Consider the following 13,887-nt stretch of genomic DNA (forward strand, 5'->3'; position numbering starts at 1 on the left):
AATTACCTGGGCTTCGAGATCGAGGCGCTGGTTTCGCCCCAGTGGTCGCTGGTGGGACGGATTCACCACCGCTCGGGCGCCTTCGGGGTCTACGGCGGTGTGAGCGAGGGCAGCAACGCCTACCTGCTGGGTCTGCGTTACCGCTTCGGCAGTGATGCGAACCCTAAAGGGCCGGTGCAGGTGGCCCTGGCCCCTCCCCTGGGCTGCCCGGATCCCGAACGCGGCAAGCGCCGGCGGGTGCTCACCCTCGCCGATGCGCTTGAGCAGGTGGCCATGGGGCCTCCCACCAGCAGCCCGCCGTCAGCGGCTGGAAACGCCCAGGGCCCCAGCGCAACTCCGAGCGCACCCGGCTCGGGCCTGGCCACCCAACCCATCAGCCCCCAGGAGCAAGAAGCGGCTCGCTACAAAGCGATCCAGACCATCGACCAGCGCATCGGTTCAATCACCCAGCGCCAGGGCCTCACCGCCGGTCGCCGCTTTGGCGCCGGCAGCAACGGCGTCTTCACCTCAACGGACACAGAGGTTTCCTTCGGTGGCGTACGCCCGGCCCAGATTCAGTCCCAGAACACGGCCGCCAACAAGAAACTGGTGAGCGGCACCGTGGGCCGCTGGCGCTTCCAGGCCGCCAAACTCACGATCACACCCGATGGCTGGCATGCCGACCGCATCGGCATGACCAACGATCCCTTCACCCCGGCCCAGACCTGGCTGGATGCTGAAAACGTCGTGGCCCGAACGCAGCCCAACGGCGACATCCTGATCAGCTCCGACCGCAACCGCCTCATCCTTGAGGATCAGCTTCCGATCCCGGTCAGCCGCAACCAGCGCATCCAGAAGAAACAGCAGGTGGAGAACCGCTGGGTGCTTGGCAACGACGGCAAAGACAGGGACGGCAACTTCATCGGCAGGCAGCTGAGGCCGATCAAGATCGGCTCCACGGGAGAACTTGCGCTTCAGCCCCAGTTCCTCCTGCGCAGGGCTGTCCTAGGAACCACCGACAGCTACGTGCTCCCGGGCCAATCGGCCGGTGCCAGCCCCAGCGAACAGCCGGCCGAGTTCTCTGATCTGTTTGGCCTGGTGGCCAACTACACGGGGCCGCTGCTGGGTTTCACCAGCGACGCCAACTTGAGCATCTCCACCTTCAACCCCAAGAACTTCGCCAACGGCACCCGCAGCTGGGGCGATCTCCAGCGGGATGTCCGCTTGCCCCTGGTCGGCACCAGCACCGCCCGGATCTTCGGGGCCTACCGCTTCCGCACCTGGAACGGCTCCCTGGGAGAACAGGACATCTACTCCGCCTATGGCGTTTCCCTGGAAAAACGCGGGACGTTGCCCAACTGGGGGCGCCTGAGCAACAGCTACATCTGGCGGATGGGGGTCGGCAGCTTCCAGGGCAACCAGTTCGAGAGCACCAACCTGACTGATCTCTGGCGTGGCAGCGGCGTGATCGCCATCAACAGCTCCCTGCCGGTGTGGACCGGAAAGCCCCTGCCGCTCACGGCCACCGAGGCCTACCGCAACGTGGGCACCGCGATTGTGCCTGGGCTCACCTTCAACACCAACCTCACCGTCATCGCGGCCTACTACGGCACCGGGGACCACCAGAACCAGTTCAGCTTCTCGGCCGGCCCCACCCTCACCCTGGGCCATTTCAGCAAGCCCTTCCTGGATTACACCCAGCTCACCATCACCGGCGGCGGCACCCTGCTCAACGGACTAAGTCCGTTCAGCTTTGATCGGGCCGCAGATCTGGCCACCATCGGGGTGGGCCTCAGCCAGCAGATCTACGGCCCCCTGGTGCTCAGCGGCGGCATCGGCTTCAACGTGGATGGGCGTTCGCCCAACTACGGCGACCTCACGGGCTCCTACGTGGAGCTCAAGTGGCAGCGACGCGCCTATGAGTTCAGCATCTACTACAGCCCCTACGAACAACTGGGTGGCGTGCGGGTGAAGCTCAACGACTTCAGCTTCAGCGGCACGGGGGTGCCGTTCGTGCCCGTCCACCCCGGCAGTGATGTGGGCCGGCGGCCCTTCTAAAACCACTGGCTGAGCCCAGGGAGGGCGAGCGGTTCAGGGAAGGGGCGGCAGCGGCGGTGGACCGCCATCAGGGCCGCCGATCACCAGATCACTGCCGTAGAGATCGGCACCGGCGATGCGGATCCCCTCGGTGCGGGCACCGGGTGAGAGGGCATGGATCGCCACCGACCCGCGCAGATCAGCTCCCCGCAGATCAACGTCGGCCAGATCGGCATTGCTGAGGGTGGCGTTCTCCAGGCGGGCGCCCACCAGCCGGGCGCCGCTCAGGTCGGCCCCCTCCAGGTTGGCCCCGCGCAGGTCAGCGCCGCTGAGATCGGCGCCGCGCAGATCCAGGCCGATCAAGTGACGGCCCCGCAGGTCGACGCCGCGCAGATCGCAGCCCCGGCAGCTGGGCCAGGGGGCGAGGGCACGGAACGGCGCCAGCGCAATGGGCGTGGCGCCGGGCTCAGTCGGCGGCAGGGGAGAAGCCGCCAGGGAAGCTCCCGCCAAGAGAACCGCCCCCGCGGCGGCACCCTGCAGCCAGCGAATCCAGGCGGGGAAAGGATGGGCAGCCATGTGTTGGTCTCCTTGGGCCTCGCTGATCCCACTTTGATGGACAATCAAGCGACCGTCACAAAGCCAGTGCGGACGGATTCCACGCCGCTCCGGCCGATGGGGGCGCGGGATTCAGGCGGCGGCGAAGCCGTTCAGGTAAGGCAGACGGGCGGCAGTGGCACGCAGCTCGACGTCGTGGGCCAGCAGCTGTGAGGTGGCATCCCACTGGCCGCTGAGCAGCATCTGCCGGGCCCCGCCCGCCAGCGCAAGATCCCAGGAGGCCGCTGTCTCGCCATCGCCGCCAATGGCCTGAATCCGTCCGGCACGCACGTCGAGGGCGAAGCGCTGGGCGGGATCAGCGGTGATCGCCGCCTGGAGGCTCAACACCTGCCCGTGGGGAGAGGTGAAACAGGGAATGCCCAGGGCCAGGCAGTTGCCGAAGAAGATCTCGGCGTAGCTCTCGGCCACGATCGCCCGGATCCCCCAGCGCATCAGCGCCTGGGGGGCGTGCTCGCGACTGGAGCCGCAGCCGAAGTTGCGGTTGGCCACGAGGATCCGCGCCCCCGCGTGTTCGGGGCGATCGAAGGGATGGGCCCCCTTGAGCTCGAGCCGGTCGTCGGCGAACACCTGCTCGCCGAGACCCTCGAAGGTGACGGATTTCAGGAATCGGGCCGGGATGATCCGGTCGGTGTCGATGTCATCGCCGGAAAGCACCAAGGCCCGGCTTTCGATGCGCTCGATCGGGCCAACGGGAAAGCTCATGGAAACGCTCATGGGTTCAAGGGGCCAGCAGCGTGCGCACATCGGAGACATGGCCGGTGACGGCGGCGGCGGCCACCATCGCCGGACTCATCAGCAGGGTGCGGCCGCTCACCGAACCCTGGCGCCCTTTGAAGTTGCGGTTGCTGGAGCTGGCGCTGATCTGGCGGCCCTCGAGGCGATCGGGGTTCATCGCCAGACACATGGAGCAGCCGGGTTCGCGCCACTCAAAGCCCGCCGCCTTGAACACCAGATCGAGGCCCTCCGCTTCGGCGGCGGCGGCCACCTGCTCGGAACCCGGCACCACGAAGGCGCGGATCCCGGGGGCCACGTGGCGACCCTTGGCCACCACGGCGGCGGCCTGCAGATCGCTCAGGCGACCGTTGGTGCAACTGCCGATGAAGCACACGTCCACCGGCAGCCCGGCGATCGGGGCGCCCGGCACCAGATCCATGTAGCGGTAGGCCTCCTCAGCGATCGGGCGCTCATCAGGCTCGATCTGCTCAGGGGTGGGCACGGTTTCATCCACACCGATGCCCTGGCCCGGGGTGATCCCCCAGGTGACCGTGGGGGAGAGGGCGCTCGCAGCGAAGCGCACCTCGTCGTCGAAGACCGCGTCGGCTCCGCTGGCCAGGGTGCTCCACCAGGCGACAGCCCGCTCCCAGGCTTCTCCGGAGGGGGCGGCGGGGCGCCCCTTGAGGTAGGCGAAGGTGGTGGCGTCGGGGTTGACATAACCGCAACGGGCGCCGCCCTCGATCGCCATGTTGCAGAGGGTCATGCGCTCCTCCATCGAAAGGGCCTCGATCGCGGGGCCGGCGAATTCATAGGCGTAGCCCACGCCCCCTTCACCCCGAGGATGCGAATGATGTGCAGCACCAGATCCTTGGCGTAGACGCCCATCGGCAGACGCCCCTCCACCCAGATCCGGCGCACTTTCAGCTTGCCCAGGGCGAGGCTCTGGCTTGCGAGCACGTCGCGCACCTGGCTGGTGCCGATGCCGAAGGCGATCGCCCCGAAGGCCCCATGGGTGGAGGTGTGGGAGTCGCCGCAGGCGACGGTCATGCCGGGCTGGGTGAGACCGAGCTCGGGGGCGATCACGTGCACGATCCCCTGGCGGCCACTGCCGATTCCGTGCAGGGTGATGCCGTGCTCGGCGCAGTTGCGCTCCAGGGCGACGAGCATCGCCTCGGCCAGGGGATCGGCGAAGGGGCGGGCCTGGGAGCTGGTGGGAACGATGTGATCCACCGTGCCCACGGTGCGCTCGGGGTGACGCACCCCGAGGCCCAGATCCCTCAGGCCGTCGAAGGCCTGGGGGGTGGTGACCTCATGGATCAGGTGCAGCCCGATGAACAGCTGGGTGGCCCCGCCGGGCAGCTCCGCCACGCTGTGCAGATCCCAGACCTTGTCGTAGAGGGTGCCGGCGCTCACCTGGTCCTCCTGCTGTTGCTCTGATGAGCCAGCCTAGAAGGGGCAGCAGCCGAGAGGCCCAACCCCCGCGCGAGCCAAGGGCGAAGGCCTCAGGCCTTCTCCGGCTTTTCCGTAAGTAAGCGCAACCGCATTCGGTTCAGTGCCTCCACCACCGTGAGCGTCTGGATGCCGGCGCGGCCGCGGCGGTCACCGAAACGCACGCCTTCGCTGGTGCTGCCACCGGGGCCGGCCACCGCCAGGTGCACCAGCCCCACGGGCTTGATGTCACTGCCACCCCCGGGCCGGCGATGCCGGTGACGGCGATCGCCCAGGTGCTGCCGGTGAGCCGCCGGGCCCCTCGGCCATGGCGAGCGCCACCGGATCACTCACCGCCCCATGGGCCTCCAGCAACTCGGCGCTCACCCCGAGCAGCCGCTGTTTGACCGCATTGGCATAGGCGATCACACCCCCAGAAACACATCGGAGGCCCCGCTCACCGCCGCCAGGGCCGCCCCGATCCCTCCCCCGGTGCAGGATTCGGCCACCGCCAGGGTCTCGCCCCGCGCCCGCAGCAGCTGGAGCACCACCGAGGCCAGGCTGTCGTCGCCGCTGCCGTAGCAATGCAGGCCGGTGCGCTGGCGCAGCTCGGCCTCCAGCGGTGCCAGCAGAGCCGCCGCCGCCTGCTCCGACTCGGCCCGGGCGGTGAGGCGCAGCTTCACGTCCCCCAGGCCGGCATAGGGCGCCAGGGTGGGGTTCTCCCCTCCAGCAGATCGGCCACCTGCTCCGCCAGGTTGGATTCGCCGATTCCGGCGAAACGCAGCATGCGGCTGGCGTAGACCCCGCCGCTACCGCCCAGATCCAGCGCGTGCTCCTTCAACCAGGGCCGGGCGGTCTGCTCCCACATGGCGCGGAGCTCACTGGGCACCCCCGGGAAGCTGATCAGCGTGAAACCAGGCTGGGGGCTCCAGATCATCCCCGGCGCCGTGCCGGTGGGGTTGGCCAGGAGCTCGGCCCCCACCGGCAGCCACGCCTGCTTGCGGTTGCTGGCGGCCATCGGCCGACCCCGGCCTGAGAGCTTGGCCTGGATGTCGGCCCACACCCCAGCACGTTCCTGGAGTTCGGCGCCGAAGGCGGCCGCGAGCGCTTCGGTGGTCAGATCATCGGGGGTGGGCCCCAGGCCGCCGGTGCAGATCAGCACGGAACTGCGGACTGCAGCCTCCCGCACCGCCTGGATCAGCCGCGCCCGGTTGTCCCCGACCACGGTCTGGCGGTAGTGGGGCAGGCCCAGAGACGCCAGCTCCTCGGCCAGCCAACGGGCGTTGCCATTGAGGATCGAGCCCATCAGCAGCTCGGTGCCGATGCAGAGGATTTCCACACCGGAGGGGCTCGAGGTGGGGGTCACGGCAACGGGCGCAGCGGAATCAGCGGTGGGGTTCGATGCCGGCCGAATCCGGGTGGGGGGAGCCCTCGGCGACGGATTCGACCTCCTCGTTGCTCACCAGGGCGGCCATCTGGTGGCGGCTGACGATGATCACCCCGATCAGCACCGCCGTGGCCAACCCCAGCCAGAGGAAGCGCATCTCAGCGTTGGCCAGCACCAGGGCCAGGGCCGCCAGCCACTGGGTGAAGGCATAGATCAGCACCACCGTGCGGCGGTGGCTGAAGCCCGCCCGCAGCAGGCGGTGGTGCAGGTGCCGCCGGTCGGGATAGAAGGGGGAGCGGCCGGCGCTGAGGCGCCCCATGATCACCGCCGACATGTCGGCCAGGGGCAGCGAGAGAATCAACAGCGGCAGCAGCACGCTGACGGTGGTGAGCGCTTTGGCCGGCCCGACGATGCTGATCGAGGCCAGGGCAGAAGCCGAGGAAATAGGAGCCCCCGTCGCCCATGAAGATCCGGGCCGGGTTGAAGTTGTAGCGAAGGAAGCCGAGGCAGGCCCCCGCCAGGGCCGCCGCCAGCACCCCGGCGGCGCTCTGGTTGAGGCTGAAGCTCACCGAGATCAGGCCGATGGCGGCGATGCCGCCCACCCCCGCCGCCAGACCATCGAGCCCATCGAGCCAATTGATCGCATTGGTGATGCCGACCAGCCAGATCACGGTGGCCAGCAGGCTCAGGCCATCGGGCAGCCCGATCGCTCCACTGCCGGGCCCCGCGGGGTTGAAGGGCAGATCAAGGGCCCCGATGCGCACCCCCTGGCTCCAGACGGCCATCGCCACCGCCACCTGGGCCGCCAGCCGTGGCAGGGGCGGCAGGGCGAAGAGGTCGTCGCCCAGGCCGATCACAAAAAACAGAGGGACCCCGCCAGGGTGGTCCAGATCAATTGGTCCTTGGCGGGCTCCAGGCTGCCGAACCAGCCCAGGCCCCAGACCAGGGCCAGGGCGAGGGCGAAACCGGCCACGATGCCCACGCCCCCCAGGCGCACCATCGGAATGGTGTGTTGCTTGCGGGCATCGGGCTGGTCGATCAGGCCCCAGCGCAGCCCCAAACGGCGCACCAGCGGCACAATCACAGCGGTGAGCAGGGCCGCGCTCACGAAGGTGATCATCGCGACGGCAACCGGGTTGCTGGTGATCGTCACGCGGGGGAGAGGCGGGAGTCCCGGTAGGGCCGGGAAAGCTCACCGCAAGCTTAGGGACCCTGGGCGCCGCATCAAACGGGCTGCAATTCACGGGCCGGGCCATAGAGGGGGAACCGGTCCGCCAGGGCCGCCACCCGCTCACGGCAGCGCAACTCGATCGCCACATCCTCGGGCTGCTGCAGCCGGTCGGCGATCACATCGGCCACCTCGATGAAGGCGTCAGCATCGAAGCCCCGGGTGGTGAGGGCGGCGCTGCCCAGCCGCAGGCCACTGGTGACGAAGGGGGATTCGGGATCGAACGGCACCGTGTTCTTGTTGGCGGTGATGTTGATGTCGCTCACCAGGGCGTCGGCCTGCTTGCCGGTGAGGCCCACCGAACGCAGGTCAAGCAGCACGATGTGGTTGTCGGTGCCACCGGAGACCACCCGGATCCCCCGCTCGATCAATCGGCCCGCCAGGGCCTGGGCATTGGTGACCACCCTGGCGCTGTAGGCGCGGAAGGACGGTTGCAGGGCCTCGCCGAAGGCCACGGCCTTGGCGGCGATCACGTGCTCCAGGGGGCCCCCTGGCTGCCGGGGAACACCGCCTTGTCGAACTGTTTGCCGAACTCGGCGTCGCCCGTGAGGATCAGGCCGCCGCGGGGGCCCCGCAGGGTCTTGTGGGTGGTGGTGGTGACGACGTGGCAGTGGGGGATGGGGCTGGGGTGGTCGCCCGTGGCCACCAGGCCGGCGATGTGGGCCATGTCAGCGAGCAGGTAGGCCCCCACCTCATCGGCGATGGCCCGGAAGGCGGCGAAGTCGATCGTGCGCGGATAGGCGGAGTAGCCGCAGATGATCAGTTTGGGACGGTGCTCCAGGGCCAGCTGGCGCACGGACTCGAAACTTATCTGCTCGGTGGTCGGATCCACGCCGTAGTGGAAGGCCTTGAACCACTTGCCCGACACATTCACCGGCGAGCCGTGGGTGAGGTGGCCGCCGTGGGAGAGGTCCATCCCCAGGATTGTGTCGCCGGGTTGGAGCAGGGCCAAAAAGACGGCGAAGTTGGCCTGGGCGCCGCTGTGGGGCTGCACATTGGCCCAGGCGGCCCCGAACAGCTGCTTGGCCCGCTCAATCGCCAACTCCTCGATCGCGTCGACGTGCTCGCATCCGCCGTAGTAACGCTTGTGGGGGAGCCCCTCGGCGTACTTGTTGGTGAGCACCGAGCCCTGGGCCTCCATCACCGCCTTGGAGGTGAAGTTCTCGCTGGCGATCAGCTCCAGATGGCTCTGCTGACGGTGCAGCTCCTTGGCGATCAGGGCCGCAATCGCAGGGTCGGCGCTGGCCAACGACTGGTTGAGGGCCATGCCCGAGAGGTCCGCCATGGCTGTCCCACCGCCGTTGTCAACCGATCGTAAGAAACCGGACCCCCCGCTGCCCCCCGCAGGACCAGATCGAGAGCGGGCCGAACGGTGGATGTCCAAAAAAACCGCCCCGGGGGCGGTTGGCGAGCGCGCCTGGAGAGATTCGAACTCCCGACCCTCTGATCCGTAGTCAGATGCTCTAATCCGCTGAGCTACAAGCGCTTGCTTCGCCATTCTTGACGCACGGGGGCCATCCGTCAACTCCGCTGGGGGGCCACCGACGAAGCTCCTTAGAACGAGCGCCGCAGACCGAGCGTCACAATCGGATGACGCGCCCCGGTCCGCCTGGCGGGCCCTCTTCCCATGCCGATCCGCTGGTACGGCCCCGCCGATCCCGCCGACCCCACCTACCGCCACTTCGAGCGGATCGTGAACCTCACCCTGCACGCGGCCCTGTTTGCGGCCGTGAACAGTGGTCTGTGGGTGGTGCAGGGCCTGAGGCACCCCTGGGGGCACCTGAACCTGTTGACCCTGGGTTGGGGCGCGCTGCTGGCTACGCAGCTGGTTGTTGTGTTGAGCCTGCGGCCCCAGCCGGCCCAGGAGCCACCATCGTGAGCAAAGGCCGTCCTCCTTCCCCATGGCACTCAACGCCGACCAGCTCCGCGACCTGCGCAACGCCCTGGCCGATCGGATCTACGTCCAGGTGGCCAGCTGGCATCTCTACCTGGGGGATGCGGGCCTGGCGGATGAACTGGCGGGTGAATGCGCGGCCCGGCTGGAGCTCGGGCCTGTGATTTGCGCCCGCCAGGCGCTCGAAGCCGTGCAGGTGTCGATCGGCGGCGGCAGCGGCCGCCTGCCCCTCTCCAGACTGGTTCCAGCTGGGCAACTGCAGGATCTCGAAGACGTCCTTCAGGACTTCGGACCTTGAGCGGTGCGACCGATAGGGTGGCCTTACCTGCAGAGCGTCCGTGCTGGTGATCGAGGTGACCAACGCCCGCGACGTGGTCCGCCAGCGCATTGGCCGCCTGGGCAGCCGCCTGATCGGCAAGGTGGTGGACGCGGAGGCCCAGGTGGAGCGGGCCCTGATCCAGGAGCTCGAAACGGCCTTTCGCGACTTCGGCATCGAAGCCCGCATCTTCTCGGTAGATGGCCCCCAGATGATGGGCCGCAGTCACCTGGAGATCCCGGTTCAGGTGCGCGAGGAACGCGTGGTGCGCCTGGCCGACGGCAACTCCTAGCGAGCGCCAGGTAGCAGCGCCAACAGCCTTCGGCGCAGATCAGCCGTGAGCTGACGGGCCTCCGGCACACCAATGGCGCTGGCCAGGGCCCCGTAGACCACCAGGCCCACGGCACCACAGACACTGGTTTCGAACAGTCGTCCGACCAGGGTTGCGGGCCAGTCCACGGCCAGCGAAAGGCCCCAGGCCACCAGACCAGCGGCGATCGCCGCGGCCAGCAGCTGCAGGCTGTCGCGGCCCCAGACGCGCAGGGGCAGGCCCCCAGCCGCTTCTGCAGCGCCAAGAGCAGCCCCAGGCAGGTGATCAGGTTGACGGCCACCGTCGCCAGCACCAGCCCGGGGGCGCCGAAGTTGAGGGCCGGCAGCTGCAGGCCCCAGGGGTGGGGCCGCCCACCAGGGTCCAGTCGAAGACCACGTTCAGGCCGATGCCCGCCATCGAAAAGCGGAAGGGGGTGGTGCCATCGCCCAGGGCATAGAAGACCCGCACGATCACATCCCGACCCAGGTAGGCCGGCATGCCAACCCCGTAGGCCATCAGCAACCCGGTCACCAGGGCCGTGGCGCCGCCGTTGAAGGCGCCCCGCTGGTAGACGAGTGCCACGATCGGCCCGGCCAGGGCCACGAACAAAGCTCCCAGAGGCAGCATGCTGGCGGTGGAGAGCATCAACCCCTGGCGGATGCGACCGATCAGCTCAGGCCGGTCCTGCGGCGCCGTGAGCCGAGCGAACACGGGCAGCAGCGGCACCAGCAGGGCATTGGAGAGCAGCCCCAGGGGTGTCTGCACCAGCAGACCGGCATAGCCGAGGCCGGCCGCCGCCCCCAGGATCCCTGAAGCGAAGAACAGATCGGTGAACACATTGATCTGCAGCATCCCCGAGGAGAGGGTGGCCGGCCCCATCACCTGCAGCACCTCCCGCACCCCCTCGTGGCGCCAGTCCCAGACCAGGCGGAGCTGGCCGAGCCCCTGACGAGCGAGGGCGGGCAGCTGGATCAGCCACTGCAGCACCGCCCCCAGGAGGGTCGAGCCCGCCAGCACCGCCCCCCAGCATTGCCTGGTCGGGGGCGGCAATCGCCGGACCCACCTGCCACCAGAGGATCCCCAGGCCTGCGATCACCGCCACGCTCGAGAGCAGCGGGCTCACCGAAGGCAGCCAGAACTCATCGGCGGCGTTGAGGGCCCCGAAGCCCAGGCCGATCAGACCCGCGAACAGGGCCATCGGCGCCATCCAGCGCAGCTGGATCACGGCGTTGGCATGGATGTCCGGCGCCAGGGCCGGCCCCACCAGACGGATCAGCGGATCGGCGGCCAGCACCAGCACGATCGTCACCCCGATCAGGCCCACCCCCACCAGGGTGTTGATCGCCGCCAGCACATGGGCCCCCTCGGCGCGGGGACGCCGGGCCAGCACGCTGACCATGGCGCTGTGGAACGGCCCGTTGATGCCCCCCAGCAGGATCAGCAGAAACCCCGGGAGCACGTAGGCGTAGTTGTAGGCGTCATAGGCCGCCCCCACCCCGAAGGCGGCGGCGATCACCTGCTGACGCACCAGGCCGGCCACCTTGCTCAGGGCCGTGGCCACCGCAACGATCAGGGCGATGCGGCGCAGGGACTTCGCCATCAGGGTCTGACCGCCGGCCGCGCAGGTGGGCTGATTCTCCACCGCACCCAACCCCTCACCCCACCTCCATGTCCGCGCAGGTCCCCGCCCACCCATCGGCCCCCGTTCCCGTGCTCCGTTTCGAGCCCCTGGTGGAGGGGGTGTTGCGCAAGCGCTACAAGCGCTTCCTGGCGGACATCGAACTGGCCGATGGGCAGCTGGTGACGGCCCACTGCCCGAACACCGGCCCAATGACCGGCGTGCTGATCCCCGGCGGCCGCGTGCGCCTGCGCCACGACCCCCGGCCCGAGCGCAAGCTGGCCTGGACCTGGGAGCAGGCGGAGGTGCCCGGGGCCGATGGGACCCCGATCTGGGTGGGGGTGAACACGGCCCTGCCCAACCGCCTGGTGCGGGCGACGATCGAGGCTGGGCTCCTGGAGCCCTGGCTGGGGCCGATCGGCGCGATCCGGCCCGAGGTGGCCTACGGCGCCGGAAAGCGCAGCCGCATCGACCTGCTGCTCATCCCCAGCGAAGCAGCGCCGGACCCGCGGCCGATCTACTTAGAGGTCAAGAACACCACCTGGAGCGAGGGCACCCTGGCCCTGTTCCCCGACACCGTCACCGAACGCGGGCAGAAACACCTGGTGGAGCTCATCGATCTGCTTCCCGAGGCCCGAGGGGTGCTGGTGCCTTGCCTGAGCCGCGCCGATGTGGAGCGCTTCGCCCCTGGCGATACCGCCGACCCGCGCTATGGAGCCCTGTTCCGTCAGGCCCTGAGCGCCGGCGTGGAGGTGTTGCCCTGCCGCTACCGCTTCAGCGCCGAAGCCGTGCACTGGCTGGGCCTGGCGAGCCTGGATGGTCAGGCGTGATGGTGGTAGGTGATGCCGCGGCAAGGGAGTTTGGTGCTCGCAGCCCGCTCCGGCGGCATCCCTGTAACCAAGCAGGAAGCGAGCGAGGGTCTCGATATCAGCGAGCACGGCATGGAGGCTGACCCCGACTTCGTCTCCTCCTCCAGCTGAGCCACTCGGTCCAGCCTGTTTCCCTGTGGACCCGCGGCCTCCGCCGCGGGTTTTTCGTCCGCCCGGCCGGCGGTCCCCATAGAGTCGTCAGCAGCCTTGCCTGAACCACGTGGATACCCGTGCTTTCAAGCGCTCGCTTCACCATTCAGAGCGCTACAACCGCCGGGGATTCGGTCGGGCCGAGGAGGTGGCGGGCAGCCTGGAGCAGGCCTACCAGAGCGATCTGATCGCCAGCCTCCGGGACAACGGTTATCAGCTTCAGCACGGTCGCCTGAGCGTCCGCCTGGCCGAGGCCTTCGGCTTCTGCTGGGGGGTGGAGCGGGCCGTGGCGATGGCCTATGAAACCCGCCGCCACTACCCCAGCGAGCGGATCTGGATCACCAACGAGATCATCCACAACCCCTCGGTGAACGATCACCTGCGCGAGATGAACGTGCAGTTCATCGCCGTGGAGGAAGGGGTCAAGGATTTCTCCGAGGTGGGCACCGGCGATGTGGTGATCCTGCCGGCCTTCGGGGCCACGGTGCAGGAGATGCAGCTCCTCAATGAGCGCGGCTGCCACATCGTCGACACCACCTGCCCCTGGGTTTCCAAGGTGTGGAACACCGTGGAGAAGCACAAGAAACACGCCTTCACGTCGGTCATTCACGGCAAGGTCAAGCACGAGGAAACGCTCGCCACCAGCTCCTTCGCCGGCACCTACCTGGTGGTGCTCGACCTGACCGAAGCCCGCATGGTCTGCGACTACATCCGCGGCCACGGCGACCGCTCCGCTTTCATGGCCCGTTTCGCCAATGCCTGCTCCCCCGGCTTCGACCCTGACCGCGACCTGGCGCGGGTGGGGGTGGCCAACCAGACCACCATGCTCAAGAGCGAAACCGAGGAGATCGGTCGAATGTTCGAGCGCACGATGCTTGAGCACTACGGCCCGACCGCGCTCAACGACCACTTCCTGGCCTTCAACACCATCTGCGATGCCACCCAGGAACGTCAGGACGCGATCTTCGCCCTGGTGGACGAACCGCTGGATCTGATCGTGGTCATCGGTGGCTACAACTCTTCCAACACCACCCATCTGCAGGAAATCGCCGTCAGCCGCGGCATCCGCTCCTTCCACATCGACACCCCCGAGCGCATCGGTCCGGGGAACCGCATCGAGCACAAGCCCCTGGGGGGCGAACTGGAAACCGTCGAGCCCTTCCTTCCCGCTGGCCCCCTGCGGGTCGGCATCACCTCCGGCGCCTCCACCCCTGACCGGGTGGTGGAGGATGTGATCCGCCAGCTGATGGCCCTCAGCGAAACCTGATTCGCTGGCACAACCGCCACGGTTTCCCCTGGGTCAAGCCCCTAGATTGCCTCTCTCAGCTCCATCAGAACCCTT

General features: G+C 68.5%; 10 protein-coding genes, 1 tRNA gene and 5 pseudogenes. 7 read left to right on the forward strand and 9 right to left on the reverse strand.

Translation table 11 applies throughout. The annotated features are described in order from the left end of the window. The first annotated feature begins 273 nt into the window (after positions 1 to 273). The gene (locus AAF143_RS04300) at positions 274 to 2,037 is read left to right on the forward strand and encodes a DUF3769 domain-containing protein (protein WP_261358947.1); all 1,764 of its coding nucleotides are present in this window, start codon (positions 274 to 276) and stop codon (positions 2,035 to 2,037) included. Between the two features lie 33 nt (positions 2,038 to 2,070). Here AAF143_RS04300 and AAF143_RS04305 read toward each other — a convergent pair whose 3' ends face one another. The 8 genes and pseudogenes from AAF143_RS04305 to AAF143_RS04340 all read right to left on the reverse strand — a co-directional run bounded on the left by AAF143_RS04305 (position 2,071) and on the right by AAF143_RS04340 (position 8,874). Next, positions 2,071 to 2,592: a pentapeptide repeat-containing protein gene (locus tag AAF143_RS04305; RefSeq protein ID WP_255008327.1), complete on the reverse strand. Its 522-nt coding sequence runs from the start codon at positions 2,590 to 2,592 to the stop codon at positions 2,071 to 2,073. A 111-nt stretch (positions 2,593 to 2,703) separates the two neighbouring features. Then, positions 2,704 to 3,333: a 3-isopropylmalate dehydratase small subunit gene (locus AAF143_RS04310; protein WP_414026542.1), complete on the reverse strand. Its 630-nt coding sequence runs from the start codon at positions 3,331 to 3,333 to the stop codon at positions 2,704 to 2,706. A gap of 16 nt (positions 3,334 to 3,349) precedes the next feature. Then, a pseudogene (gene leuC, locus AAF143_RS04315) lies at positions 3,350 to 4,758 on the reverse strand (3-isopropylmalate dehydratase large subunit). An 89-nt stretch (positions 4,759 to 4,847) separates the two neighbouring features. Then, a pseudogene (locus tag AAF143_RS04320) lies at positions 4,848 to 5,456 on the reverse strand (nicotinamide-nucleotide amidohydrolase family protein). Beyond that, positions 5,453 to 6,139 (reverse strand): competence/damage-inducible protein A, encoded by a 687-nt coding sequence (locus tag AAF143_RS04325; RefSeq protein ID WP_414026543.1) that lies wholly within the window; start codon positions 6,137 to 6,139, stop codon positions 5,453 to 5,455. Before AAF143_RS04325 ends, AAF143_RS04320 begins: the two are co-directional and overlap by 4 nt. A gap of 19 nt (positions 6,140 to 6,158) precedes the next feature. After that, a pseudogene (locus tag AAF143_RS04330) lies at positions 6,159 to 7,313 on the reverse strand (glycosyltransferase family 4 protein). Between the two features lie 71 nt (positions 7,314 to 7,384). After that, positions 7,385 to 8,673 (reverse strand): annotated as a pseudogene (gene glyA / locus AAF143_RS04335) (serine hydroxymethyltransferase). Positions 8,674 to 8,800: 127 nt separating this feature from the next. Then, positions 8,801 to 8,874, reverse strand: a tRNA-Arg gene (locus tag AAF143_RS04340). Between the two features lie 141 nt (positions 8,875 to 9,015). On the opposite strand from AAF143_RS04340, the gene AAF143_RS04345 reads away from it, so the two are divergent. Genes AAF143_RS04345 through AAF143_RS04355 form a run of 3 tightly spaced genes read left to right on the forward strand, consistent with a single transcriptional unit; the run spans position 9,016 to position 9,890 of the window. Next, positions 9,016 to 9,267 carry a hypothetical protein gene (locus AAF143_RS04345; RefSeq protein ID WP_255008336.1) on the forward strand — a complete coding sequence of 84 codons (252 nt, stop codon included), beginning with the start codon at positions 9,016 to 9,018 and terminating at the stop codon, positions 9,265 to 9,267. A gap of 22 nt (positions 9,268 to 9,289) precedes the next feature. Continuing rightward, positions 9,290 to 9,580: a DUF3181 family protein gene (locus tag AAF143_RS04350; RefSeq protein WP_255008338.1), complete on the forward strand. Its 291-nt coding sequence runs from the start codon at positions 9,290 to 9,292 to the stop codon at positions 9,578 to 9,580. Between the two features lie 40 nt (positions 9,581 to 9,620). Next, positions 9,621 to 9,890, forward strand: coding sequence for a cytochrome-c oxidase (locus AAF143_RS04355; protein WP_255008340.1), 270 nt, complete (start codon positions 9,621 to 9,623; stop codon positions 9,888 to 9,890). Here AAF143_RS04355 and murJ read toward each other — a convergent pair. Further along, positions 9,887 to 11,508: pseudogene (gene murJ, locus AAF143_RS04360) on the reverse strand (murein biosynthesis integral membrane protein MurJ). The gene AAF143_RS04355 and the pseudogene murJ sit on opposite strands and share 4 nt — an antisense overlap. A 68-nt stretch (positions 11,509 to 11,576) precedes the next feature. On the opposite strand from murJ, the gene sfsA reads away from it, so the two are divergent. The 3 genes from sfsA (at position 11,577) to AAF143_RS04375 (ending at position 13,812) form a co-directional block, all read left to right on the forward strand. After that, positions 11,577 to 12,356 carry a DNA/RNA nuclease SfsA gene (gene sfsA / locus AAF143_RS04365; protein ID WP_255008342.1) on the forward strand — a complete coding sequence of 260 codons (780 nt, stop codon included), beginning with the start codon at positions 11,577 to 11,579 and terminating at the stop codon, positions 12,354 to 12,356. Positions 12,357 to 12,368: 12 nt separating this feature from the next. Beyond that, complete coding sequence (locus tag AAF143_RS04370) at positions 12,369 to 12,506, forward strand: hypothetical protein (protein WP_414026544.1); 138 nt, start codon at positions 12,369 to 12,371, stop codon at positions 12,504 to 12,506. A 109-nt stretch (positions 12,507 to 12,615) separates the two neighbouring features. Then, on the forward strand, positions 12,616 to 13,812 hold the full coding sequence (locus AAF143_RS04375; protein ID WP_255008343.1) for a 4-hydroxy-3-methylbut-2-enyl diphosphate reductase: 1,197 nt from the start codon (positions 12,616 to 12,618) through the stop codon (positions 13,810 to 13,812). Positions 13,813 to 13,887: the final 75 nt, after the last annotated feature.

Source organism: Cyanobium sp. ATX-6F1 (genome assembly GCF_047395825.1).
Taxonomy (GTDB): domain Bacteria; phylum Cyanobacteriota; class Cyanobacteriia; order PCC-6307; family Cyanobiaceae; genus ATX-6F1.

Bases quoted from the DNA above. Each gene is read 5' to 3' on its own strand.
- AAF143_RS04310 (WP_414026542.1), bottom strand. From the start codon at position 3,333: ATGAGCTTTCCCGTTGGCCCGATCGAGCGCATCGAAAGCCGGGCCTTG.
- AAF143_RS04370 (WP_414026544.1), top strand. From the start codon at position 12,369: ATGCCGCGGCAAGGGAGTTTGGTGCTCGCAGCCCGCTCCGGCGGCATC.
- AAF143_RS04345 (WP_255008336.1), top strand. From the start codon at position 9,016: ATGCCGATCCGCTGGTACGGCCCCGCCGATCCCGCCGACCCCACCTAC.
- AAF143_RS04350 (WP_255008338.1), top strand. From the start codon at position 9,290: ATGGCACTCAACGCCGACCAGCTCCGCGACCTGCGCAACGCCCTGGCC.
- AAF143_RS04305 (WP_255008327.1), bottom strand. From the start codon at position 2,592: ATGGCTGCCCATCCTTTCCCCGCCTGGATTCGCTGGCTGCAGGGTGCC.
- AAF143_RS04300 (WP_261358947.1), top strand. From the start codon at position 274: ATGGGGCCTCCCACCAGCAGCCCGCCGTCAGCGGCTGGAAACGCCCAG.
- sfsA (WP_255008342.1), top strand. From the start codon at position 11,577: ATGTCCGCGCAGGTCCCCGCCCACCCATCGGCCCCCGTTCCCGTGCTC.